The sequence below is a fragment of the Microbacterium kribbense genome (assembly GCF_039537285.1).
GTDB lineage: Bacteria > Actinomycetota > Actinomycetes > Actinomycetales > Microbacteriaceae > Microbacterium > Microbacterium kribbense.
Genome location: NZ_BAABAF010000008.1, coordinates 1 through 21,577, shown reverse-complemented (window position 1 = coordinate 21,577; position 21,577 = coordinate 1). Strand labels below are relative to the sequence as shown.

The 21,577-nt window shown below is 70.4% G+C and carries 20 protein-coding genes; 11 read left to right on the top strand and 9 right to left on the bottom strand.

Translation table 11 applies throughout. The features are described from left to right. Positions 1 to 5: 5 nt before the first annotated feature. The 4 genes from ABD705_RS11190 to coaE all read right to left on the bottom strand — a co-directional run bounded on the left by ABD705_RS11190 (position 6) and on the right by coaE (position 4,045). A complete protein-coding gene (locus tag ABD705_RS11190; protein WP_344783577.1) occupies positions 6 to 521 on the bottom strand; it encodes a hypothetical protein in 516 nt (171 codons plus the stop codon). Next, positions 518 to 1,252: a DUF4129 domain-containing protein gene (locus ABD705_RS11185; protein ID WP_344783576.1), complete on the bottom strand. Its 735-nt coding sequence runs from the start codon at positions 1,250 to 1,252 to the stop codon at positions 518 to 520. The genes ABD705_RS11190 and ABD705_RS11185 overlap by 4 nt, the downstream gene beginning before the upstream one ends. An 18-nt stretch (positions 1,253 to 1,270) precedes the next feature. Further along, a complete protein-coding gene (uvrB, locus tag ABD705_RS11180; protein WP_344783574.1) occupies positions 1,271 to 3,352 on the bottom strand; it encodes an excinuclease ABC subunit UvrB in 2,082 nt (693 codons plus the stop codon). Between the two features lie 63 nt (positions 3,353 to 3,415). Continuing rightward, the gene (gene coaE / locus ABD705_RS11175) at positions 3,416 to 4,045 is read right to left on the bottom strand and encodes a dephospho-CoA kinase (protein ID WP_344783572.1); all 630 of its coding nucleotides are present in this window, start codon (positions 4,043 to 4,045) and stop codon (positions 3,416 to 3,418) included. Between the two features lie 102 nt (positions 4,046 to 4,147). Here coaE and ABD705_RS11170 point away from each other — a divergent pair, with 102 nt between their 5' ends. Beyond that, positions 4,148 to 4,897, top strand: a complete 750-nt coding sequence (locus ABD705_RS11170) for a response regulator transcription factor (protein WP_344783570.1) — start codon at positions 4,148 to 4,150, stop codon at positions 4,895 to 4,897. Here ABD705_RS11170 and ABD705_RS11165 read toward each other — a convergent pair. The 3 genes from ABD705_RS11165 to rpsA form a co-directional block, all read right to left on the bottom strand. Continuing rightward, positions 4,838 to 6,007, bottom strand: a complete 1,170-nt coding sequence (locus ABD705_RS11165) for a nucleotidyl cyclase domain-containing protein (protein WP_344783568.1) — start codon at positions 6,005 to 6,007, stop codon at positions 4,838 to 4,840. The genes ABD705_RS11170 and ABD705_RS11165 overlap by 60 nt on opposite strands. 3 nt (positions 6,008 to 6,010) lie before the next feature. Further along, entirely contained in the window at positions 6,011 to 7,651 is a 1,641-nt protein-coding gene (locus tag ABD705_RS11160; protein WP_344783566.1) for an ATP-binding protein, read from the bottom strand. A gap of 94 nt (positions 7,652 to 7,745) precedes the next feature. Then, positions 7,746 to 9,200, bottom strand: a complete 1,455-nt coding sequence (rpsA, locus tag ABD705_RS11155) for a 30S ribosomal protein S1 (protein ID WP_344783564.1) — start codon at positions 9,198 to 9,200, stop codon at positions 7,746 to 7,748. A 206-nt stretch (positions 9,201 to 9,406) separates the two neighbouring features. Between rpsA and ABD705_RS11150 the strand changes: the two genes are divergently transcribed. Beyond that, complete coding sequence (locus tag ABD705_RS11150; protein ID WP_344783563.1) at positions 9,407 to 9,901, top strand: hypothetical protein; 495 nt, start codon at positions 9,407 to 9,409, stop codon at positions 9,899 to 9,901. 2 nt (positions 9,902 to 9,903) lie between these two features. On the opposite strand, the gene ABD705_RS11145 is transcribed toward ABD705_RS11150, so the two are convergent. Next, entirely contained in the window at positions 9,904 to 10,266 is a 363-nt protein-coding gene (locus tag ABD705_RS11145) for a TraR/DksA family transcriptional regulator (protein WP_344783561.1), read from the bottom strand. A 51-nt stretch (positions 10,267 to 10,317) separates the two neighbouring features. Here ABD705_RS11145 and ABD705_RS11140 point away from each other — a divergent pair, with 51 nt between their 5' ends. From ABD705_RS11140 to ABD705_RS11120, 5 genes are all read left to right on the top strand, one after another. Next, on the top strand, positions 10,318 to 11,352 hold the full coding sequence (locus ABD705_RS11140) for an FUSC family protein (RefSeq protein WP_344783559.1): 1,035 nt from the start codon (positions 10,318 to 10,320) through the stop codon (positions 11,350 to 11,352). A gap of 44 nt (positions 11,353 to 11,396) precedes the next feature. Beyond that, positions 11,397 to 12,338, top strand: coding sequence for a 5'-3' exonuclease (locus ABD705_RS11135; protein ID WP_344783557.1), 942 nt, complete (start codon positions 11,397 to 11,399; stop codon positions 12,336 to 12,338). A gap of 83 nt (positions 12,339 to 12,421) precedes the next feature. Next, positions 12,422 to 13,585, top strand: coding sequence for a sensor histidine kinase (locus ABD705_RS11130; protein ID WP_344783555.1), 1,164 nt, complete (start codon positions 12,422 to 12,424; stop codon positions 13,583 to 13,585). Then, the gene (locus ABD705_RS11125; protein WP_344783553.1) at positions 13,582 to 14,244 is read left to right on the top strand and encodes a response regulator; all 663 of its coding nucleotides are present in this window, start codon (positions 13,582 to 13,584) and stop codon (positions 14,242 to 14,244) included. The genes ABD705_RS11130 and ABD705_RS11125 overlap by 4 nt, the downstream gene beginning before the upstream one ends. Positions 14,245 to 14,363: 119 nt before the next feature. Beyond that, the gene (locus tag ABD705_RS11120; RefSeq protein WP_344783551.1) at positions 14,364 to 14,666 is read left to right on the top strand and encodes an SHOCT domain-containing protein; all 303 of its coding nucleotides are present in this window, start codon (positions 14,364 to 14,366) and stop codon (positions 14,664 to 14,666) included. A 57-nt stretch (positions 14,667 to 14,723) separates the two neighbouring features. Here ABD705_RS11120 and trpD read toward each other — a convergent pair whose 3' ends face one another. After that, entirely contained in the window at positions 14,724 to 15,785 is a 1,062-nt protein-coding gene (gene trpD / locus ABD705_RS11115; RefSeq protein ID WP_344783549.1) for an anthranilate phosphoribosyltransferase, read from the bottom strand. A 217-nt stretch (positions 15,786 to 16,002) separates the two neighbouring features. Here trpD and ctaE point away from each other — a divergent pair, with 217 nt between their 5' ends. Genes ctaE through qcrB form a run of 4 tightly spaced genes read left to right on the top strand, consistent with a single transcriptional unit; the run spans position 16,003 to position 20,392 of the window. Further along, positions 16,003 to 16,641 (top strand): aa3-type cytochrome oxidase subunit III, encoded by a 639-nt coding sequence (gene ctaE / locus ABD705_RS11110; protein WP_344783547.1) that lies wholly within the window; start codon positions 16,003 to 16,005, stop codon positions 16,639 to 16,641. Between the two features lie 15 nt (positions 16,642 to 16,656). Next, positions 16,657 to 17,460 (top strand): cytochrome bc1 complex diheme cytochrome c subunit, encoded by an 804-nt coding sequence (gene qcrC, locus ABD705_RS11105; protein ID WP_344783545.1) that lies wholly within the window; start codon positions 16,657 to 16,659, stop codon positions 17,458 to 17,460. A gap of 29 nt (positions 17,461 to 17,489) precedes the next feature. Further along, entirely contained in the window at positions 17,490 to 18,569 is a 1,080-nt protein-coding gene (gene qcrA, locus ABD705_RS11100) for a cytochrome bc1 complex Rieske iron-sulfur subunit (protein ID WP_344783543.1), read from the top strand. Further along, entirely contained in the window at positions 18,566 to 20,392 is a 1,827-nt protein-coding gene (qcrB, locus tag ABD705_RS11095) for a cytochrome bc1 complex cytochrome b subunit (protein ID WP_425562074.1), read from the top strand. Before qcrA ends, qcrB begins: the two co-directional genes overlap by 4 nt. The last annotated feature ends 1,185 nt before the right edge of the window (positions 20,393 to 21,577 follow it).

Genomic DNA, 21,577 nt, shown 5'->3' with positions numbered 1-21,577 from the left:
ACGGATCAGTCCTCTCTGGCGCGGGAGCCGGGGCGGGTGGAGTCGATGGCTTCGAGCGCTGTCAGGCAATCGGCCACCATGCGCAGCGACACCGGGCTGCGACCGGTGAGGGTCAGGTAGGGGCGATCGCCGAGCAGGGCGCGGATGGGTTCGGCGGCGGCCGGGTCGTCCAGGTCGAGTCCGGATCGGGCCAGGCGGGTCCGGGCGAAGGCGTACAGGTGCTTGCGGCCGGACTCGCCGATCTGGCCGTGCCTGCTGTGCAGCGACCAGGACACCCGGGCCAGGTCGGAGCGGGTGCCCGGCCGCGGCGACGGATCCGCCCGATGGTAGCCGGGGCTGTCGGTGTCGGCGAATGCCGTCCAGGCGATGCCGCCGGCGAGCACGAGGGCACCAGCGGCGACGGCGAACGGCGCCGTCACGCCGACGAACCAGAGCAGGAGCGCGACGACGGCCCCGAGCGCGGCGCCGCCGGCGATCGGCGCCAGCAGGTGCCGCCGCATGCTTTGGGTGCCGGCGCTCATCGGGCCCTCAGCTCTCCGCCTTCGGCCGGAGCGGCATCATGCCAGGATGCCTGCAGCCGCAGCAGGCAGCCGCGGGCGTCGGCCACTGCGGCGGCCGTGGCGCTCTGGCCGCCGAAGCGCACGTCCTGATACAGGTGCAGCAGCGTGTCGGCCGCGTCGCGGTCGGTCTCGAAGCGCCGGATGATGCGCGCGGCGTATTCGGCGGGCGTCTCGGACGGCCGGCGTTCGGCACCGGCCTGCACCGCGGCGTCCTCCAGGCCCAGCCACGCCTGCACGACGGCATCCGACGGCGCTCTGGGCATGTCCAGCAGCGCCAGCGCCCGCGCGATGCCCCGCTGCATCACCGGAGCCGGCACACTCTCGCCCGGCCGCACTCCCGCACCGCCGCCGACGTCGGTGCGGCCGCCACGACGGCGCAGCAGCCGGCGTCGGGCGCGCCACAGGCGCACCAGATACCCGGCCAGTGCCGCGACGATCGCGGCGGCGCCGAGGATCAGCAGGATCTCGAAGATGATCCCGAACACCTCGGCACCGGCCCCGGGCCCCTGGTCGAGTCCGGCCGGCGGATTGCCGCTGGAGGTCGGCAGCGGCCGCGCGATCGGCGTGACCTGCGGGACCCACCGCGGCGGCCCCACCTGCACGGGCCCGGCGGCCAGCACGCCGAGGACGGCGACGAAGCCGGCCGCGACGACCGCCGCCACGAGCAGCCCGCGGCCGTTGGGGTTGTCCACACGCTCACGCTACCGCCGCTACGCGTGGCCGGCCCGCTCCATCGCCCGCAGCTCCTTCTTCAGGTCGGCCACCTCGTCACGCAGCCGTGCCGCCAGCTCGAACTTGAGCTCGCCCGCGGCGGCGAGCATCTGCGCGTTCAGGTCGGCGATGGTGTCTTCCAGCTGCTCGGCGCCTTCGGCCGCGATGCCCTCGCGACGCAGTCGCGGTGTCGGACTCTTGCCCTTGCCGCTGCGCGACCTGGCGGCATCCCGCTTCGACATCATCGCCGCGGTGTCGGCGCCTTCGCGCGCGAGCACTTCGGTGATGTCGGCGATGCGCTTGCGCAGCGGCTGCGGGTCGATGCCGTGCGCGAGGTTGTAGGCGACCTGCTTCTCGCGCCGGCGGGTGGTCTCCTCGATGGCGGTGCGCATCGAGTCGGTCATCTTGTCGGCGTACATGTGCACTTCACCGGACACGTTGCGCGCGGCGCGGCCGATGGTCTGGATCAGCGAGGTGCCGCTGCGCAGGAAGCCCTCCTTGTCGGCGTCGAGGATGGCCACCAGCGACACCTCGGGCAGGTCCAGGCCCTCGCGCAGCAGGTTGATGCCGATCAGCACGTCGTACACGCCCGCCCGCAGCTCGGTGAGCAGCTCGACGCGCCGCAGCGTGTCGACGTCGGAGTGCAGGTAGCGCACCCGAACGCCGTGCTCGCCGAGGAAGTCGGTGAGCTCTTCGGCCATCTTCTTGGTCAGCGTGGTCACCAGCACCCGCTCGCCTCGCTCGGACCGGCGCCGGATCTCTTCGAGCAGGTCGTCGATCTGCCCCTTCGAGGGTTTGACCACGATCTGGGGATCGACCAGGCCGGTCGGGCGGATGATCTGCTCGACGACGCCGTCGGCGATGCCCATCTCGTACCTGCCCGGGGTGGCGGACAGGTACACGGTCTGGCCGATCCGCGCCTTGAACTCGTCAAAGCGCAGCGGCCGGTTGTCCAGCGCCGACGGCAGCCGGAAGCCGTGCTCGACGAGGGTGCGCTTGCGCGAGGCATCCCCCTCGTACATCGCACCGATCTGCGGCACCGTCACGTGCGACTCGTCGATGACCATCAGGAAGTCGTCGGGGAAGAAGTCCAGCAGCGTGTGCGGCGGCTCGCCCGGCTCGCGCCCGTCCAGGTGCCGCGAATAGTTCTCGATGCCCGAGCAGAAGCCCAGCTGCTGCAGCATCTCGAGGTCGAACGTCGTGCGCATCCGCAGCCGCTGCGCCTCGAGCAGCTTGCCCTGGCGCTCGAGTTCGCCGAGCCGCTCGCCCAGCTCGGTCTCGATCGTGCCGATGGCCCGCTGGATGACGTCGGCGCCGGCGACATAGTGCGAGGCCGGGAAGATCGGCACCGACTGCAGCTTCTGGACGATTTCGCCGGTGAGCGGGTGCAGCATGTACAGCGCCTCGATCTCGTCGCCGAACAGCTCGATGCGGATCGCGTACTCCTCGTAGACCGGGATGATCTCGATCGTGTCGCCGCGCACCCGGAAGTTGCCGCGCGAGAAGTCGATGTCGTTGCGGTTGTACTGCATCGCGATGAACTGCCGGATCAGCGCGTCGCGGTCATAGCGCTCCCCCACCTGCAGCGCGACCATGGCACGCAGGTACTCTTCCGGCGCGCCCAGGCCGTAGATGCAGGACACCGTGGAGACGACGACCACGTCGCGCCGGCTCAGCAGCGAGTTGGTCGTGGAGTGCCGCAGCCGCTCGACCTCGGCATTGATCGACGAGTCCTTCTCAATGAAGGTGTCGGTCTGCGGCACGTATGCCTCGGGCTGGTAGTAGTCGTAATAGCTGACGAAGTACTCCACCGCGTTGTTCGGCATCAGCTCGCGGAACTCATTGGCCAGCTGTGCGGCCAGCGTCTTGTTGTGCGCGAGCACGAGCGTCGGGCGCTGCACCTGCTCGATCAGCCACGCCGTGGTGGCGGACTTGCCGGTGCCGGTCGCGCCCAGCAGCACCACGTCGGTCTCGCCCGCGGTGATCCGCGCCGCCAGCTCGCGGATGGCCTGCGGCTGATCGCCGCTGGGCTGATACTCGCTGACGACCTCGAAGGGACGGACTGATCGGGTGGTCTGCATCCCTCCAGGCTACGTCGGGGTTCCGACACTTCGGCAGGCTCAGTGCATTGCACTCCGGCAGGCTCAGTGCATCGGGCCGTGCCCGGCGTCCCCGGCCGTGATCCGCGCCCACAGTGCGTCGGTCTGCGCGAGGGTGTGCTCGAGCGTGCCGGATGTGTCGATCACGACGTCCGCGAGCTCCCGGCGTGCCTGATCGGACGCCTGGGACGCTATCCGCGCGGACGCATCGGCGGGGGTCATCCCGCGCAGATCGATCAGCCGCTGCCGCCGCACGGCGGCGGGCGCCTCGGCGACCACGACCAGGTCCCACCGGTCTCCGGCGCCGCCGCGCGCCTCGGCCAGCAGGGGCACGTCGTACACGACGACCGCATCCGGGTCGGCGCCCCACGCCGCGGCGAACCGGCGCTGGGATTCGGCGCGGACGGCGGGGTGCACGATGGCGTTCAGCCGCGCGACCCGGTCGGGGTCGCCGAACACGTGGGCACCCAGACTGCTGCGATCGAGCGACCCGTCGGGGCGCAGCATCCCGGCGCCGAAGGCCTCGGCGATGCGACCCAGCACCGGCGAGCCGGGCTGCTGCACGTCGCGGACGATCGCGTCGGCGTCGACCACCACCGCGCCGTGCGCCGCCAGGCGCTGCGAGATGGTGGACTTGCCGGCGGCGATTCCGCCGGTCAGGGCGATGAGGGGCATGGTTTCGAGGATGCCACGAACCGGCCCCGGCGCAACGTCCGCTAGTGTGAAAAGCGCCGGTGCTGCTGTGGGGCGGCGCCGTAACGGCCCGGGGGTATCGTCGTGCAAGAGGCTCGCAGTGCTGTCGTGATCGAAGACGACGATGACATCTGCGCGCTGCTGGCCACGGTCCTCGAGCAGGCGGGTTTTGTGGTGCACACCGCGAGTACGGGCCTGCATGGGCTGAACCTGGTGCGCGAGCAGAACCCGCTGGTGACCACGCTCGATGTCAACATGCCCGGTATGGACGGATTCGAGACGGCGCGGCGCATCCGCGCCATCAGTCCGACCTACCTGGTCATGCTCAGCGCGCGCGGTGAGGAGATCGACACGCTGCAGGGTCTGGAGGCCGGTGCCGATGACTACATCACCAAACCGTTCCGCACCCGCGAGCTGCGCGCGCGCATCGACGCCATGCTGCGTCGGCCGCGCAACCATGTGCTGGCGCCAGATCCCGATCCCATGCCCGCGGCGGCGACCGATGCACCGGGGTGGGTCGAGCACCGGGGGCTCCGGCTCAATCGCCTGATGCGCATCGCCACGGTCGACGGCAGCGAGCTGGAGCTGACCCGCAGCGAGTTCGAGATCCTCGCCGCACTGCTGGCGTCCGGCCGGCGCGTGCTCGGCAAGAGCGACCTCGCGTTGATGCTGCGCGGCGAGCGGCACAGCGGCGTCGAATTCGTCAGCGAAAGCGACGCGCGCGCGATAGAGGTGCACATGGCGAACCTGCGCCGCAAGCTCGGCGAGACCGCGTCACGCCCCCGCTGGATCGAGACCGTGCGCGGAGTGGGCTACCGGCTCACGGCGGGCTGACTCGCGTCGAGCGGCAACCAGCAGCGCATCGGCGTCATTGCCGTCCACGTCGGTCAGCGCGACCCCAACGCCGATCACCGGGAGCACCGAACCAGGCACCGCACGCAGATCCTCGAACAGGCCCCGGGCCAGCCGCGTGCCGATCCGGTGCGCCTCGGCGGGGCTGGCGACGACCGTCGCCGCGACCAGACGGTGCGCGCCGTCGCCGCCGATGCGCGCTGCAGCCGGAAGATGCCGGCGCACACCGGCACGCCAGGCGTCCGAGATGTCCCGCGCCACCTCACCGCCGAACGCCGACGCGATCTGGTCCAGGTCTTCGATCGCGACGGCCAGCACCGCCACCAGCTCATCCCGCCACGCCGCTCGCGTCAGCAGTCCGCGCAGGGCGACGTCGAACTGCGCGGCCGGCACGATGCCGCCGTCCGCGCGCACCGCGCGCCCGAGTTCGGCCAGTCCTCGCACCGGCGTGCGACCGGCGCGCAGCACCGACGCGGCCACCAACGAGACCACCGTGAAGGTGACGGTCAGGAAGCTCGCCGTGACGGTCGAGAACCACGTCTGGAAGATCACCGAATCCGGACCTGCCGTGACCAGGGCGATCGTGCGCAGCAGGAAGTAGCCGCTCTGCAGTCCGAGCACCGCCGCCAGTGCCCCTGCGATGCGCGCGGCGCGCATCGCGCCGCGCAGGCATTCCGCACAGCCCAGCCCGGCCACGATCACTATCGCCATGAACATCACCGCCGCTCCGGCCCAGTCGCCGCCATCCGGGCCGGCCGCCAGCGCCGCACCAGCCGTGGCCAGCACGCCCACACCCACGGCAGCCGGAGCCCACACTCCGCGGCGCCCGTTGAACGTGCGGCTGCCCAGCCACATCAGGGCGGTCGCCGCGACGAACGCGGCATTGCCGGTAGCGACGGCCCACCACTGGCTGCGGTCGTAGGCCCACGCGACATAGGCGATCGACGCGACCATGCCCGCTAGGAACGCCAGCGTCCATACTCTGCTCGCGCCCTCGTCGCGACGGATGACGGTCTCGAGGATGAAGACGACAGCACTGACATTGACCACCAGTGCCGCCATCACCGTCACGGAGTACAGGTCCATCGCCATGCGTCACTCGCGCGATGCTGCGGCGGGCAGCCGGACAGTGAACGTCGACCCGACACCCAGCTCACTGCACACCGTGATGTCTCCGCCGTGCGCGCGGACGATCTCCCGGCTGATCGCCAGTCCCAGGCCCGTGCCGGTCATGCCCGTGCCACGCACGGCCCGACCCCGGTAGAAGCGCTGGAACAGTCGCTCGCGGTCGGACGCGGCAAGGCCCACTCCGGTGTCGTGCACGTCGATGACCACCTCATCCGCGGGCCGTGCGGTGGTGATCACCACTGCACCATCAGGATGATTGTACTTGATCGCATTCGCGATCAGATTGTCCATCACCTGCCGCAGTCGAAGCGGATCGACTCGCGCGTGCACCGAGGTCACCCCGCTGCTGTCGATGCGCACACCGCGCTCGGCCGAGCCCGGCTGCAACGACTCGACCGCGGCGCGGACCACCGTGGCGACGTCGACATAGACGGGGTTGATCGGTAGCTGTGCCGAGAGGTCTCGGTGCGCCCGGGACGCGGCCAGAATGTCGGCGATGATCCCCAGCAGCCGCTCGGCGTTGCGCTCGGCGATCTCCAGCCGGTGCCGGGCGCCCTCCGGCACGGTCGGGTCGTCCACGACCAGATCCAGGTACCCCAGGATCGAGGTCAGCGGCGTGCGCAGCTCATGCGAGACCGAGGCGACCAGCTCGTCGCGGGCGCGCAGCGCGGTCATCTCGGCCGTGACCTCTCGGGAGACCACGATCGCGCCGATGTCGTCGCCGCTGGATGCCGTCAGCCGGCGGGCCGTCACGCTGAGCACCCGGCGGGGACCGGACGGATCGCCGAACCACACCAGCTGGCCGTCGAACGCCTCGCCGCGCAGCGCCCGCGCCAGCGGCAACTCCCCTGGCGGCAGAGGGGTGACGCCGTCGTCCTGGTAGGCCACCGCGCCCGCCGCGCCCTGCCCTCGGTCCAGCGACTGCTGCAGTCGGCCGTGGGCCTCGTTCGTGACCGCGATGGTGCCGTCGACGTCGATGCGCATGACGCCGAAGTCGACGGCATCCAGCACTTCGGTGACCTCCTGCTCCTGCCGGCGGGTGCGCTCCAGCGCGTTGGCGAGCACATCGGCCTGCTTGTCCAGCAACGATCGCTGCGCGGCCGACCTGCGGGCGACCAGATACACGGTGGCCGAGACGGCCAGCACGACCATCGGAAACAGGAAGGTGATGTACGAGTCGTTATGCATCGGGTCGGCAAGCACCATCAGCGCGAACAGCCCGAGCATCGTAGCCACACCGGTGAGCAGGCCGATCGCCCCGAAGGTGCCTGCCAACCACATCGCCGGGAAGATCCACAGCAGCGCGAACCCCGCGTATGGGGACGACATCCGCAGCACGGCCACCGCCACCATGTCCGCGAGCGGGATCAGTGCCATCCACCACAGCGCGATGCGGTTCCACGGCACGACCAGTGTGACGCCGGCGACGAAGAGGGTGCCCAGCGCGCCGGCGAAGAACAGCCCGTAGCTCCCGGGGAACGGGGTGACCGCGACGATCACGGTCAGCGCGAGCACCACGGCGGACAGCATCAGCTGGTTGAGCACGGCGGTGCGATCGCGGATGCGGTCGAAAGCCGGTGGTCCGTGCGGTGCGGGCGGCTCCTGCATACTGTGACGCTATACCGCGGCCGGGCGAATGCGGAAAAGGCCGGGACCCTCGGGTCCCGGCCTTTTCGTGTCGGTCAGATCGATACCGCTGCGATCAGTTGCCGGACAGCTTCTCACGCAGCGCGGCGAGCGCCTCGTCGTCGGCCAGCGTGCCGCCCAGCGACGAGTCGCTGGAGAAGGACGACGACGGTGCGGCGCCCGAGCCGGTGCCGGCGGCCTCGGCCTCGGCCGCCTTGGCGACCTGGGCCTTGTGCGCCTCCCAGCGGGCCTGGGCGGCAGCGTATTCCTGCTCCCACTTCTCGCGCTGGGCGTCGAAGCCTTCCTTCCACTGGTTGGTCTCGGAGTCGAAGCCCTCCGGGTACTTGTACTCGCCGTTCTCGTCGTACTCGGTGGCCATGCCGTACAGCGCCGGGTCGAACTCGGTGCCGAACGGGTCGACCGCGTCGTTGGCCTGCTTGAGCGAGAGCGAGATGCGGCGACGCTCGAGGTCGATGTCGATGACCTTGACGAAGACCTCTTCGCCCACCGAGACGACCTGCTCGGCCAGCTCGACGTGCTTGCCGGACAGCTCGGAGATGTGCACCAGGCCCTCGATGCCGTCTGCGACGCGGACGAACGCGCCGAACGGCACGAGCTTGGTGACCTTGCCCGGTGCGATCTGGCCGATCGCGTGCGTGCGGGCGAAGACCTGCCACGGGTCCTCCTGGGTCGCCTTCAGCGACAGCGAGACCCGCTCGCGGTCCAAATCGACCTCGAGCACCTCGACGGTGACCTCCTGGCCGACCTCGACGACCTCGGACGCGTGCTCGATGTGCTTCCAGCTGAGCTCGGACACGTGCACCAGGCCGTCCACGCCGCCCAGGTCGACGAAGGCGCCGAAGTTGACGATCGAGGACACCGTGCCCTTGCGGACCTGGCCCTTGTGCAGGTTGTTGAGGAAGTTCGAACGCGACTCGGACTGGGTCTGCTCCAGCAGCGCGCGGCGTGAGAGCACCACGTTGTTGCGGTTCTTGTCCAGCTCGAGGATCTTCGCCTCGATCTCCTGACCGAGGTAGGGGGTCAGGTCGCGGACCCGACGCAGCTCGATCAGCGATGCCGGCAGGAAGCCGCGCAGGCCGATGTCGACGATCAAGCCGCCCTTGACGACCTCGATCACCTGGCCGGTCACGACGCCGTCGGTCTCCTTGATCTTCTCCACATCGCCCCAGGCGCGCTCGTACTGGGCGCGCTTCTTGGACAGGATCAGACGGCCTTCCTTGTCCTCCTTCTGGAGAACGAGTGCCTCGACCTGGTCGCCGACCTTGACGACCTCGTTCGGGTCGACGTCGTGCTTGATGGAGAGCTCGCGCGAGGGGATGACGCCCTCGGTCTTGTAGCCGACGTCGAGGAGCACCTCGTCGCGGTCGATCTTGACGACGGTGCCTTCGATGAGGTCTCCGTCGTTGAAGAACTTCAGCGTCTTCTCGACCGCGGCCAGGAAGTCCTCGGCAGATCCGATGTCGTTGATCGCGACCTGCTTGGTGGCCGGGGCGGTCGTTGCGGTAGTCATGTAGTGGGTTGTCCTTGTTGGGTTGGGATGTCGGGCCCCGCACGCCCTCGTCGGCCCGGGGCGGGACGGCGAAAAGCGGATCGGAGCGATGCGGATTTCGTTCGAATCACCGCGCACGCGGGATCCCCGCCACACGAATGACACTCCAGGGTATCAGAACGGCCCGTGCGGCATCCGCCCGCACTGCGGCCGTCTACCGTGGAAGCATGACCGAGTCCGCACCCGTCGTGAAGATCGTCTCGCCGCGCCGTGCGCTGGTGTTCCTGGGCATCGTGTGCATGCTGTTCGCGGCAATGGGCGTCGTGATCATCGCCCTCGCACCGACGCAGGAGATGAACCTGATCGTGGGCACCCTGGCGATCGGGTTCTTCGGCGTCGGCGGGGGCATCGCACTGGTCGGGCAGCTGCGCAAGTCGGTGCCGCTGCGCGCCGACGACGAGGGCCTGCGCCTGGGCGGCGGCGGGCGCATCCCGTGGGAGGACGTCGACCGGATCGGCGCCACGACGACGGCCCTCGGCGTGCGGATGCGCCGGTTCGACACGTTCCTGGCGACCGTGCCCAAGAGCGCCGGGCACACCGCCGAGAGCCTGCGCGCCGCTCGGGCGCAGACCGGCTGGGATCTCGCGTGGGAGTCGCGCCTGCTCGACCGCAGCCCCGGCGACGCCGCGCGCGATCTGCAGCGCCGCCGCCGCTCCTCCTGAGCTCAGCGCTCGAACCGCTCGGCGCACGGCACGCAGCGCGTGGCCATCGGGCGCACCCGCAGGCGGGCCAGCGGGATCGGCCGGCCGCAGCCGACGCAGGTGCCGTAGTCACCGGCATCCCACCGCGCCACGGCGGCGTCCACCAGCTCGCGCTCCTGCTCCTGCTGCGCGCGCAGCCCCTCCAGTCGCGACCACTCCGCAGAGAGGGTCACGCCCTCGGGGTCGTGCTCGTCGTCGGCGGTGGAATCGCCGCGGGCCACGGCGAGGCCGTCCAGGTCGGCCTGCAGCACCGCCAGGGTCTGGTCGACCTCGGCGCGGCGCCGATCCAGCAGGGTCTTGAAGGCGGCCCGATGCGCGTCATCCATGGTGCACGCCAGCCTAAGCGCAGAATCGGCCGCGCGGCCTAGCGTGGACCCATGCGCATGATCGCCGCGTTCCGCGCCAGCAGACGAGCCCCGCTGCTGCAGGTGCTCAAGTCCGCCGTCGCGACGGTGGCCGCCTGGCTGCTGTCGGCCTGGCTGATCCCCGGGCCGCTGCCGGTGTTCGCCGCGATCGCGGCGCTGCTGGTGGTGCAGCCGAGCCTGAATCAGTCCTTCGCCAAGGCCATCGAGCGCACCGTCGGCGTGATCATCGGCGTCGCCGTGGCCGGCGTCCTGGACACGCTGCTGGGCTCGGGGACCTGGATCATCATGCTCGCCATCGTCGTGGCGCTGCTGCTGGCCTGGTCGCTGCGGATGACGGCCGGCACCGCCAACCAGGTCGCCATCAGCGCGATGCTGGTGCTGGCGCTGGGCACCGGCACGCCCGGCTACGCCGTGGACCGCATCATCGAGACGATGATCGGCGCGGTGATCGGCTTCATCGTCAACATCCTGATCGTGCCGCCCACCGCCATCGCCCCCGCCCACGCGCGGCTGGAGCAGCTGGGCACCGAGCTGGCCGGGAGCCTGGATCGCCTGGCCGGGGCGCTGCAGCGGCCGCAGACGGCGCAGAGCCTGACCGAGCTGATCGTCACGGCGCGGCTGCTGCGCCCGATGCGCGACGCCGCCGAGTCGGCCATCGTCACGGCCACCGAGTCGCTCACGCTGAACCCGCGCGCCGGCGGTCACCGCGCCGAGCTGGCGGAGCTGCGCCGGGTGCTGGATCTGCTCTCGACGATCGTGACGCAGACGATCGGGATGACCCGCGCGGTGCACGACCGGTGGGATCCGTCGCTGCCGGACGAGTCCACTGTGACGGCCATCGCCGAGCAGCTGCGGCGCGCCGCGCACGACATCCGGCTGATGATCCACCGCGCCGACGCGGCCGCGGCCGTCCCCGACGAAGGGGACGAACCCGCGCTGACCCGGCCGCTGATGGTGGGCGCCCCCCGCTCCGGGCACTGGGTGCTGGTCGGCTCGCTGCTGGTGGACCTGCACCGGATCCACCTGACCCTGACCGAGGATGCCTGAGCCGCGGCCTCCCTCGTCGCCCGGCCTCGTGGCACACTGAGCGGATGAGCACCGCCCCCGCGCAGCTGATGCTGCTGGATTCCGCGTCGCTGTACTTCCGGGCGTTCTTCGGGGTGCCCGACACCGTCAGATCCCCCGCCGGCGCGCCGATCAACGCCGTGCGGGGGTTCCTGGACATCATCACGAAGCTCGTGACGACCTACCGGCCGACCCACCTGGTCGCGTGCTGGGACGACGACTGGCGCCCGCAGTGGCGGGTCGACCTGATCCCGACCTACAAGGCGCACCGCGTCGCCCGCACCGTCGAGGGCGGCTCCGACATCGAAGAGGTGCCGGAAGCCCTCGTCGCGCAGGTGCCCCTGATCCGCGAGGCGTTGGGCGCCCTCGGCCTGCCGATCGTCGGCGCGCCCGGATACGAGGCCGACGACATCATCGGCACCCTCGCGGCGCGCGCCGACATGCCCGTGGACGTGGTCACCGGCGACCGCGATCTGTTCCAGCTCGTCGACGACACGCGCGGCGTGCGCATCGTCTACACGGCACGCGGGATGAGCAACCTCGAGGACGTCACAGGCGCCGTGATCTCGGGCCGCTACGGCATCGCCGCCGACCAGTATGCGGACTTCGCGACGCTGCGCGGCGACCCCTCCGACGGGCTGCCCGGCGTGTCCGGCGTCGGTGAGAAGTCCGCCGCGACGCTCCTGCGCGCCTACGGCAGCCTCGACGGGATCATCGCCGCCGCGGCGGCGGAAGATCCCGGCATGACTCCCCGCATCCGCGGAAAGATCGCCGAGGCGCGCGACTACCTCGCCGTCGCCCCGGCCGTCGTGCGCGTCGCCGACGACGCGCCGGTGGCCGCGGCATCCGGCCGCCTTCCGATGATGGATGAGCCCGCCCGCGCGCGGGCGGCCGACCTCGCGCAGCGGCTCGGCCTGGGCGCTTCGATGACCCGCATCGTCGACGCGCTCGCCGCCGCGACCGTGTGAGCACGCCGTACTCCCCCGGGAGTACCCGGGATCACTTCGCACGGCCGACGAGCCCGACGCCGGCGCGCGGGTAGCCTTGCCGCATGCCGGAGCAGCGCTGGGACGAGTCCGGTCCGCGGTGGCGCCCGCCGCCCGGGGTCACGCTGTACGCGCCCGTGATCGTGTCGCTGCTCGTGCAGGTGCCGGCGACGATCGGCGTCTCGTCCTGGATGCACGCGGCACCGCGCTGGCTGCTGCTGGGCACCGCGCTGGCGACGGCATCCGCTCTCGCCCTGCTGGCGGCGCGGGCCCTGCCGGGGCCGACGGTCGCACTGGTGGCGGCACTGGCCGCCGCAGACCTGTTCGTTCCCCCCGACGCGGGGCCGCCCTTCATCGCCCTCGCGTTCGCGATCATCGGCGCCGTCGTGCGCGGCGCACTGGTGTGGGCGCTGAGCTCGGTCGGGGCCGCCTGGCTGGTGGCGGTGGTGGCCAGCGGCATGACCGGCCAGCTCTGGCATCCGTTCCGGATCGCCCTGGTGACACTGGTCCTGGGGCTGTGCTTCGCGGTCGGCGCCGGCATCCGCACCCGCGCCGACCGGGCCGCCCGGCACCGCGCCCAGTTCGCCGAGCGGCGCCGCGCGAACGAGCAGGAGGAGCGCACCCGGATCGCCCGGGAGCTGCACGACGTGCTCGCGCACTCGCTCAGCCAGATCGCGGTCCAATCCGGTGTCGGGCTGCACCTGTTCGACCGCGACCCCGAGCGCGCGCGCGAGGCGCTCGCGAACATCCGCGGGCTCTCGGCCACGGGGCTCGACGAGGTCCGCGGTGTGCTCGCGATCCTGCGCGGTGAGGGCGCCGGGCCGGGGACGGCGCCGCTGACCCCGCAGCCGCAGCTGGCCGACATCGCCGCGCTCGTGGCCGCGCGGTCCGGCCACGGCCTCGCCGTGGCGCTCGACGACCGGCTCGACGGCCACCTGCCGCGCAGCGGCATCCAGACCACGGCCTATCGCCTCGTGCAGGAGGCGCTGACCAACGTGGTGCGCCACTCCGAGGCGACCCACGCCGCCGTTCGGCTGCGGCGCGAGGGCGCCGACCTCCTGGTCACCGTCGACGACGACGGCATCGGCATCGGCGGCCGCCCGGAAGGCGGCGGGATGCGCGGCATGCGGGAGCGCGCCGCGCTCGTGCACGGCACCGTCCGGACCATCCCGGGTCCGGCCGGCGGCACCCGCATCCTCGCCCGTCTGCCCTGGGAGGGACCGGCATGATCCGCGTCGCGCTCGCCGACGACCACCAGCTCGTCCGCGCCGGGTTCCGCGCTCTGTTGGACTCGGAGCCCGACATCGAGGTGGTCGTCGAGGCGTCCGGGGGCGAGGAGCTGCTGCGCCTGGTCCGTGAGACGCCGGTCGACGTCGCCCTGCTCGACATCCGGATGCCGGACGGTGACGGACTGTGGACGACCGAGCAGATCGCCGCCGATCCGGCCCTGTCCGGACTGCGCGTGGTGATCGTGACGACGTTCGAGCTCGACGAGTACGTCGCCCGCGCCATCCGAGCCGGGGCCAGCGGCTTCCTCGTCAAGGACACCGAGCCGGTCGACCTGATCCGGGCCGTGCGGGTCGTGGCCGCTGGCGACGCGCTGCTGTCCCCCGGGGTGACCCGCCGCCTCCTCGAACGCGCGGCGGGCGGGCTGCGGGATGCCCCGGACCAGCGCGCCCTCGCGCGGCTGACCGAGCGCGAGACGGAGGTGCTGCGACTGGCCGCCCACGGGCTGACCAACGACGAGATCGCCGCGCAGCTGTTCCTGTCGCCGCTGACGGCCAAGACGCACGTCTCGCGGATCATGCAGAAGCTGCACGCGCGCGACCGCGCGCAGCTCGTGGTGATCGGCTACGAATCCGGGCTGATCACGCCCGGCTGGCAGTAGCCGTACTCCCGGCGGAGCACCACAGATCACTCCCGGCGGCGGATTCGCGAACGCCGCCGGCGGCGTTGACTCGGAGCATCCGGTCGCGAGAGTCGCGACCGGTCCCCGAAAGGCACACCATGTCCCACGCACTGACCGCCATCGCCGCCGCCCACTGGGCCGGCCCGTTCTTCGGCCCGTGGTTCCTGCTCGTCCCGCTGTTCTGGATCCTCGTGTTCGTCGTGCTGTTCGCCATCTTCGGGCGCCGCTGGCGCCAACGCGCGATGGACGGCGGATACGGCCCCGACGGCGGCGTGAACCCGGGCCGGCAGGCCGAGACCACGCTCGCCGAGCGCTACGCGCAGGGCGACATCGACGAGGTCGAGTACCGCAAGCGCCTCGAGGTGCTGCGCGCGAACGCGCCGGTGCGACCCGGGCGCTGACCGCATCCGCGCCGCCACGCCGAACCCGGCCGGCGGCGCGGGCCGCGCGGTCCGCCCTCAGCCGGCGAAGGAGTGCGTCGCCGCGACCCACTCGTCGAGCTTGGCCGCCGCCGCACCGCTGTCGATCGCGCGCGCGGCGACCACGATCTCCTCGCGCAGGCGGTCCAGGATCGGCCGCTGCACCTGTCCGGGGTCGCGGAAGAGCCGGTAGGCGACCAGCCCCGCCGCTGCGTTCAGTAGCACGATGTCGCGCACCGGGCCGGTCTGACCGCCGACGGTGCGCCGGACCACGTCGGCGTTGTGGGCGGGGTCCCCGCCGATCAGGTCCGCCAGCTCCGCCAGCGGCAGGCCGAGGTCGGGCGGGTAGATGTCGTGCTCGTGGATGTCGCCGAGGCTGACCTCCCATACCCGGCTGTGCCCGGTCGTGCTCATCTCGTCCAGGCCGTCGTCGCCGCGGAACACCAGCGCCGTCGCCCCGCGCGTGCGGAACACCCCGGTGATCAGCGGCACCCGGTCCAGCTGCGCCACGCCCACGGCGTTCGCCTCCGCCCGGGCGGGGTTGCACAGCGGCCCGAGGAAGTTGAACACGGTCGGCACGCCGAGCTCGGCGCGGGTCGGGCCGGCGTGTCGGAAGCCGGGGTGGAACGCCGACGCGAAGGCGAACGTGATGCCGGTGCGATGCAGCGTCTCGGCGACCTGCTCGGGGCTGAGGGTCAGGTCCAGACCCATCGCCGACAGCACGTCGGAGGAGCCGGACGCGGAGCTGGCCGCCTTGTTCCCGTGCTTGACCACGGGCACACCGGATGCCGCCGCCACGATCGCCGACATCGTCGAGATGTTCACGGTGCCGACACGGTCCCCTCCGGTGCCGACGATGTCGAGCACGTCGGCGGCCACCGGCAGCGGGAGGGCCGCCTCGAGGATCGCGTCGCGGAAGCCGACGATCTCGTCGACCGTCTCGCCCTTGGCCCGCAGCGCGATCAGGAATCCGCTCAACTGCGACGGCGTCGCGTCCCCGCTCATCACCTGGCGCATGGCCCAGGTGGCCTCCGCGACGCTCAGATCGCGGCCTTCGAGAAGCGCTGTGAGGATTCCGGGCCACGAGCTGAGTTCTGCCATGACCATAGATCCTACCGATCCCCGGCATCCGCCTATTTCGATCGGCAGCGCCGCCGGTGACGGCATCCTCGCCTTCACCGGGGATTCTCAGTGATGACTCGGCACATCATCGGCGGATGCACCACCGATATTCGGCTGGCACTAAGGCGGACCTAACTCGCACGAGGGGCCAAAATGGGCACGTCGATGCGAATATCCCGGGCCGGAATCGGCCATAATGGGTTGCGTGACGACCCCAGCGACTTTCAATCAAGCTTTGCGCACAGTGAAGCGACCTGATCCCGTTGCCGTCGGCACGATCGTCTGGCTCGGCAGCGAGGTGATGTTCTTCGCGGGACTATTCGCGATCTACTTCACACTGCGCAGCACCTCCTCCGGTCTGTGGGCGGAGATGACGCAGCACCTCAACGTGCCGTATGCCGCGGTGAACACGATCATCCTCGTGCTCTCATCGGTGACCTGCCAGATGGGCGTGTTCGCGGCCGAGCGCTTCCAGCCGTACTCCACGAAGAAACGTGGATGGCTCGGCTGGGGCATGGTGGAGTGGTTCTTCCTGACCTTCGCAATGGGCGCCGTCTTCGTGACCGGGCAGGTGTGGGAGTACGCCCAGCTCGTGCACGAGGGCATGCCGATCTACGCGAACGCCTACGCCTCGGCGTTCTTCCTGACCACCGGCTTCCACGCCCTGCACGTGACGGGCGGCCTGATCGCGTTCCTGCTCGTGATCGGGCGCGCATACGCGGTGAAGAACTTCGGGCGCAAAGAGATGACCACCTCGATCGTGGTGTCGTACTACTGGCACTTCGTCGACGTCGTCTGGATCGCGCTGTTCCTCGTCATCTACTTCCTGAAATAAGAAGGACGCACCGCAATGGCACGTGTTAAGAAGCGTCGCGCCTCCGGGCGTCGCAGTCCGATGGCAGCCGTCGTCCTGATCGGAGTCGGCCTGCTGTTCACCGGCGGCATCTATGCCGGCGCATCGGCGGCGGTGGCCGCCACCACCGACAGCCCGGCGACCGCGGCCGCCCTGTCTGTGGACGACGGCAAGAAGCTGTTCCAGGCGAACTGCGCGACCTGCCACGGCATGGACCTGCAGGGCACCCCGAACGGTCCGTCACTGTACGGCGTGGGCGAGCTGGCGGTCGAGTTCCAGGTCGCCACCGGCCGGATGCCGCTGGCGATGCAGGGCCCGCAGGCCCAGCAGAAGCCGCCGCAGTTCACCGAGGACCAGATCCGCGCAATGGCCGCCTACGTACAGTCCGTCGCACCGGGCCCGACCTACCCGTCTGCGCAGACCCTGGACGGCAAGGGCGACGTGCCCAACGGCGCCGAGCTGTTCCGCACCAACTGCGCGATGTGCCACAACGTCTCGGGCGCCGGCGGCGCCCTGACCGAAGGCAAGTTCGCGCCCGCGCTGAACGATGTCAGCGCGCTGCACATGTACGCCGCGATGGTCACCGGGCCGCAGAACATGCCCGTGTTCGGCAACCTCAACCTCAACCTCGACGAGAAGCGCGACATCATCTCATACCTGCTGTACCTGCAGCACAACGAGTCGCCCGGCGGCTACGGCCTCGGCTCCCTCGGCCCCGTCTCGGAGGGCCTGTTCGCCTGGATCTTCGGCATCGGCACGCTCATCGGCGCGACGGTGTGGATCACCGCGAAGTCCAACTGATCGTCTTATACCCACCCACGAGGAGCACCATGGCACACGAGGAAGACCCGCTCGAGCACGAGAGGGCTTCGTGGAAGCCCTCCACCGGGCTCGCCGTCGCGGTCCCCGACCCGGTGCAGAACAGCGATCTGCCACCGCACCGGGAACGGCTCACCGACTCCGACCCGGCCACGATGCAGCGGGCCGTGCGCACGGTGTACACGCTGTTCTACCTGTCGGTGGCCGCCAGCATCTGGGCGGTCGCGGCCTACATGATCTTCCCGATCGAAGACGGCCAGATCACCAGCATCCGGCACAACAACCTGTTCATCGGCCTGGGGATCGCCCTGGCGCTGCTGGCATTGGGCATCGGCGCGATCCACTGGTCCAAGGCGATCATGTCGGACAAGGAGTTCGTCGAGCCCCGGCACGCGACCCGCGGCCGTGATGCGACCCGCGACGCGGCCGCCGAGGCGTTCGCCGCGGCCAACGAGGAGTCCGGCTTCGGGCGTCGCGCGGTTGTGCGCAACTCGCTGTTCGCCGCGCTGGTGGCATCGATCATCCCCGGCATCACGCTGTTCCGCGGGCTTGCGCCGTTCGGCACGCCGTCCGACGCTTCCGCCGGCGACCCGGTGCACCTGCTCAACCACACGATGTGGAAGAAGGGCATGCGGCTGGCGCACGACCCCAGCGGCGTGGCGATCAAGGCCTCGGACGTCACCCTCGGGTCCGCCTTCCAGGTCATCCCCGAGCCGCTGGCGAAGATGACGCACGCGGAGGGGTACCTGGAGCAGAAGGCCAAGGCCATCGTGCTGCTGATGCGCCTGCCTATCGACGACCTGCATCCGGAACCCGGGCATGAGGACTGGGGCTTCGACGGCATCATCGCCTACTCCAAGGTCTGCACCCACGTCGGCTGCCCGGTGGCGCTGTACGAGCAGCAGACACATCACCTGCTGTGCCCGTGCCACCAGTCGCAGTTCGACGTCTCGCACGGCGCCCGGGTGCTGTTCGGCCCGGCCGCACGTCCGCTGCCGCAGCTTCCCATCGAAGTGGACAGCGAAGGCTACATCGTCGCCAAGAGCGACTTCCACGAACCCGTCGGCCCGAGCTTCTGGGAGCGCCATTGAGTACCGCAACCACCACGCGCCGGTCCCAGAATGAGACCAAGGAGCAGCCGCCGCTGGGGGGCCGTTTCGTGGGCTGGGCCGCGAACTACATGGATGAGCGGACGAGCCTTTCGGGCTTCGTCAAGGAGCTCGGCCGCAAGATCTTCCCCGACCACTGGTCGTTCATGCTCGGTGAGATCGCCCTGTGGAGCTTCGTCGCGGTGCTGCTGTCGGGCACCTTCCTGACGTTCTTCTTCCAGGCGTCGATGACGCCGACCCTCTACGCCGGCGCCTTCGTGCCGATGCGGGGCGTGGAGATGTCCGCCGCGCTGGATTCCACGCTGCGGCTGTCCTTCGACATCCGCGGTGGACTGCTGGTGCGCCAGATCCACCACTGGGCGGCCCTGGTGTTCATCGCCGGCATCGGCGTGCACATGCTGCGGGTGTTCTTCACCGGCGCGTTCCGCAAGCCGCGCGAGCTGAACTGGGTGATCGGCTTCATCCTGTTCGTGCTGGCATTGGGCGAGGGCTTCACCGGCTACTCGCTGCCCGATGACCTGCTCTCCGGCAACGGCCTGCGCATCATCGACGGAATGATCAAGGGCCTGCCGCTGATCGGCACCTGGACGTCGTTCCTGCTGTTCGGCGGTGAGTTCCCGGGCGATCAGATCGTGGGACGCCTGTACACCCTGCACATCCTGCTGCTGCCGGCCATCCTGGTCGGGCTGCTCGTGCTGCACCTCATGCTGATGGTGATCAACAAGCACACCCAGTTCGCCGGCCCGGGCCGCGCGCACAGCAACGTCGTCGGGTACCCGATGATGCCGGTGTACATGTCGAAGATGGGCGGCTTCTTCTTCATCACGTTCGGTGTGATCGTGCTGATGGCCTCGCTGTTCACGATCAACCCGATCTGGGCATACGGGCCGTATGACCCCTCCCCCGTCTCGGCCGGCACGCAGCCGGACTGGTACATCGGCTTCGCCGACGGGGCGCTGCGTCTGATCCCGCCGCATCTGGAGTTCGAGTGGCTCGACCGCACCTGGTCGTTCAACATCATCATCCCGGTGCTGATCCTGGTGGTCTTCATCGTCCTGGTGCTGATCTACCCGTTCATCGAGGCGTGGGTCACCGGCGACAAGCGCGAGCACCACATCGCGCAGCGTCCGCGCAACGCGGCGACCCGCACCGGCATCGGTGTGGCCGGCGTGATCTTCTACGCGGTGCTGTGGGCCGCGGCATCCTCGGACCTGATCGCCACCCACTTCCAGCTGAGCATGGAGGGTGTCATCCACACCCTGCAGGTGATGCTGATCCTGGGGCCGATCATCGGCTACTTCGTCGCCAAGCGCATCGCGATCGCGCTGCAGCGCAAGGACCGCGAGGTGCTGCTGCACGGCTACGAGTCCGGTCGCATCGTGCGGCTGCCCGGTGGTGAGTACATGGAGGTGCACCGCCCGATCGACCATTGGGACACCTTCAAGCTGCTCAACGCGGACGGCTACGAGCCGCTGGTGGTGCGCCCGAACGCCAAGGGCCGCATCCCGTGGCACGAGAACCTGCGGTCGGCGATGTCGCGCTGGTTCTTCGAGGACCGGTTCACGCCGATCTCGCAGACCCAGCTGGACCAGGCGCTCGAGCACCAGCACCACACGCTCGGCCAGGTCACGTCGGTGGCCAACGCCGAGATCCAGGCGGCGCACGAACGTGCCGGGCACCCGGAATCGCCGTTGCGCCCCGCAGATGTCGACACGAGGGCCAGCGAGATCCCGACGCACTCCACGTCGGTGCTCAGCGACAAGGACGACACCAAGAAGCGCCGCGACAAGGATGCCGACAAGTAGGCACCCGCACGCATTGCAGCCCCCGTCCCCGCCCCGCGGGGCGGGGGCTCTCGTTCGGGTGGGCGGCGGGGGCTCGGCCGTGGTGGTGCGATGCTGCGGCACGTTGGGTGGTGCGGTGCTGCGTCACGTTGGGTGGTGCGATGCTGCGTCACGCCGCTCCCCTGAGGCCGTCTGCATGTCCCCTCCGCGCCCTGAGGAGCGGAGGCGCCTGGCCGAGAATGCGCAAACCGCGCGATCTCCGCGCCCACGCGAATAGTTTGCGCGTTCTCGGCAGACTCAGTCGCCGCGTCGCCTCCCCATGCCTGTCCCGGCACGTGCGCACAGTTTGCGCGTTCTCAGCAGGGCAGCCCCGCGCCGCAGCGCCATGCTGCTCCCCAGGATCGCGATACTCGTCGAGAATGCACAAGCCGCGTCACAGCGGACACTGACCACACAGTTCGTGCGCTCTCGGTGGGCTACGGTCGCGGCCTCGGCGCGTCGGTGCCCCAGGGCGGGCCCCTCACAACCCGCGGGGCCCCTCAGGCACATCGGTGCCCCACTGCGGGCCGCGCATCGGTGCCCCACGCCGGGCCCCTCAGGCGCGTCGGTGCCCGCGGCGCGGCCCGTCGGCCACGTCGGTTGGTCCGCGGTGCGTCAGTGGCCGGAGGTCGGGCACCGCAGCGCCAGAACGCGCAAACGGCGCGAGGATCGCCAGGAACACGCAGTTCGTGCATTCTCGACCGGTGCAGCCAGGGCGGTAGCGACTCCTGCACACCACCACGGTCAACATCCCCGCCACCGCAGACGCTTCGCGCCACATGGCGACGGCTGGCCTGTGCCGCATGGCGACGGCTGGCCTGTGCCGCATGGTGACGGGTGACCTGTGCCACATGGCGGCAGCCGGCTTGTCGGATGCAGCAACACGCGCGTCGGCGCACGCAGCCTCAAGCGCCTCTGGCGGATAGCGCCAGGTGACACAGACCGGGAGCACCCCGCACGGCCGGTGCGCGCGACCCGATGGGGTGTCTCAGTGGAGGCCGCACCCACGGACAGCGGCCCATGCGGCAGAGCTCCACGTACGATGCGGCTTCCGACCGAGCGAGCGCGTGTCGGCGGCGCTCGAAAACTGGACAGTTCCGGCGGTTGAAAAGTGAACACTCGACGATGGGAGAGTGATCACTTTGGAGGACTGGGCGTTGATCCGGC

What these genes read in the sequence shown, in the direction of transcription:
- ABD705_RS11190 (WP_344783577.1), bottom strand. Translation starts at nt 521, where the DNA reads ATGAGCGCCGGCACCCAAAGCATGCGGCGGCACCTGCTGGCGCCGATC.
- uvrB (WP_344783574.1), bottom strand. Translation starts at nt 3,352, where the DNA reads ATGCAGACCACCCGATCAGTCCGTCCCTTCGAGGTCGTCAGCGAGTAT.
- coaE (WP_344783572.1), bottom strand. Translation starts at nt 4,045, where the DNA reads ATGCCCCTCATCGCCCTGACCGGCGGAATCGCCGCCGGCAAGTCCACC.
- ABD705_RS11165 (WP_344783568.1), bottom strand. Translation starts at nt 6,007, where the DNA reads ATGGCGATGGACCTGTACTCCGTGACGGTGATGGCGGCACTGGTGGTC.
- ABD705_RS11160 (WP_344783566.1), bottom strand. Translation starts at nt 7,651, where the DNA reads ATGCAGGAGCCGCCCGCACCGCACGGACCACCGGCTTTCGACCGCATC.
- rpsA (WP_344783564.1), bottom strand. Translation starts at nt 9,200, where the DNA reads ATGACTACCGCAACGACCGCCCCGGCCACCAAGCAGGTCGCGATCAAC.
- ABD705_RS11150 (WP_344783563.1), top strand. Translation starts at nt 9,407, where the DNA reads ATGACCGAGTCCGCACCCGTCGTGAAGATCGTCTCGCCGCGCCGTGCG.
- ABD705_RS11145 (WP_344783561.1), bottom strand. Translation starts at nt 10,266, where the DNA reads ATGGATGACGCGCATCGGGCCGCCTTCAAGACCCTGCTGGATCGGCGC.
- ABD705_RS11140 (WP_344783559.1), top strand. Translation starts at nt 10,318, where the DNA reads ATGCGCATGATCGCCGCGTTCCGCGCCAGCAGACGAGCCCCGCTGCTG.
- ABD705_RS11135 (WP_344783557.1), top strand. Translation starts at nt 11,397, where the DNA reads ATGAGCACCGCCCCCGCGCAGCTGATGCTGCTGGATTCCGCGTCGCTG.
- ABD705_RS11130 (WP_344783555.1), top strand. Translation starts at nt 12,422, where the DNA reads ATGCCGGAGCAGCGCTGGGACGAGTCCGGTCCGCGGTGGCGCCCGCCG.
- ABD705_RS11125 (WP_344783553.1), top strand. Translation starts at nt 13,582, where the DNA reads ATGATCCGCGTCGCGCTCGCCGACGACCACCAGCTCGTCCGCGCCGGG.
- ABD705_RS11120 (WP_344783551.1), top strand. Translation starts at nt 14,364, where the DNA reads ATGTCCCACGCACTGACCGCCATCGCCGCCGCCCACTGGGCCGGCCCG.
- trpD (WP_344783549.1), bottom strand. Translation starts at nt 15,785, where the DNA reads ATGGCAGAACTCAGCTCGTGGCCCGGAATCCTCACAGCGCTTCTCGAA.
- ctaE (WP_344783547.1), top strand. Translation starts at nt 16,003, where the DNA reads ATGGGTTGCGTGACGACCCCAGCGACTTTCAATCAAGCTTTGCGCACA.
- qcrC (WP_344783545.1), top strand. Translation starts at nt 16,657, where the DNA reads ATGGCACGTGTTAAGAAGCGTCGCGCCTCCGGGCGTCGCAGTCCGATG.
- qcrA (WP_344783543.1), top strand. Translation starts at nt 17,490, where the DNA reads ATGGCACACGAGGAAGACCCGCTCGAGCACGAGAGGGCTTCGTGGAAG.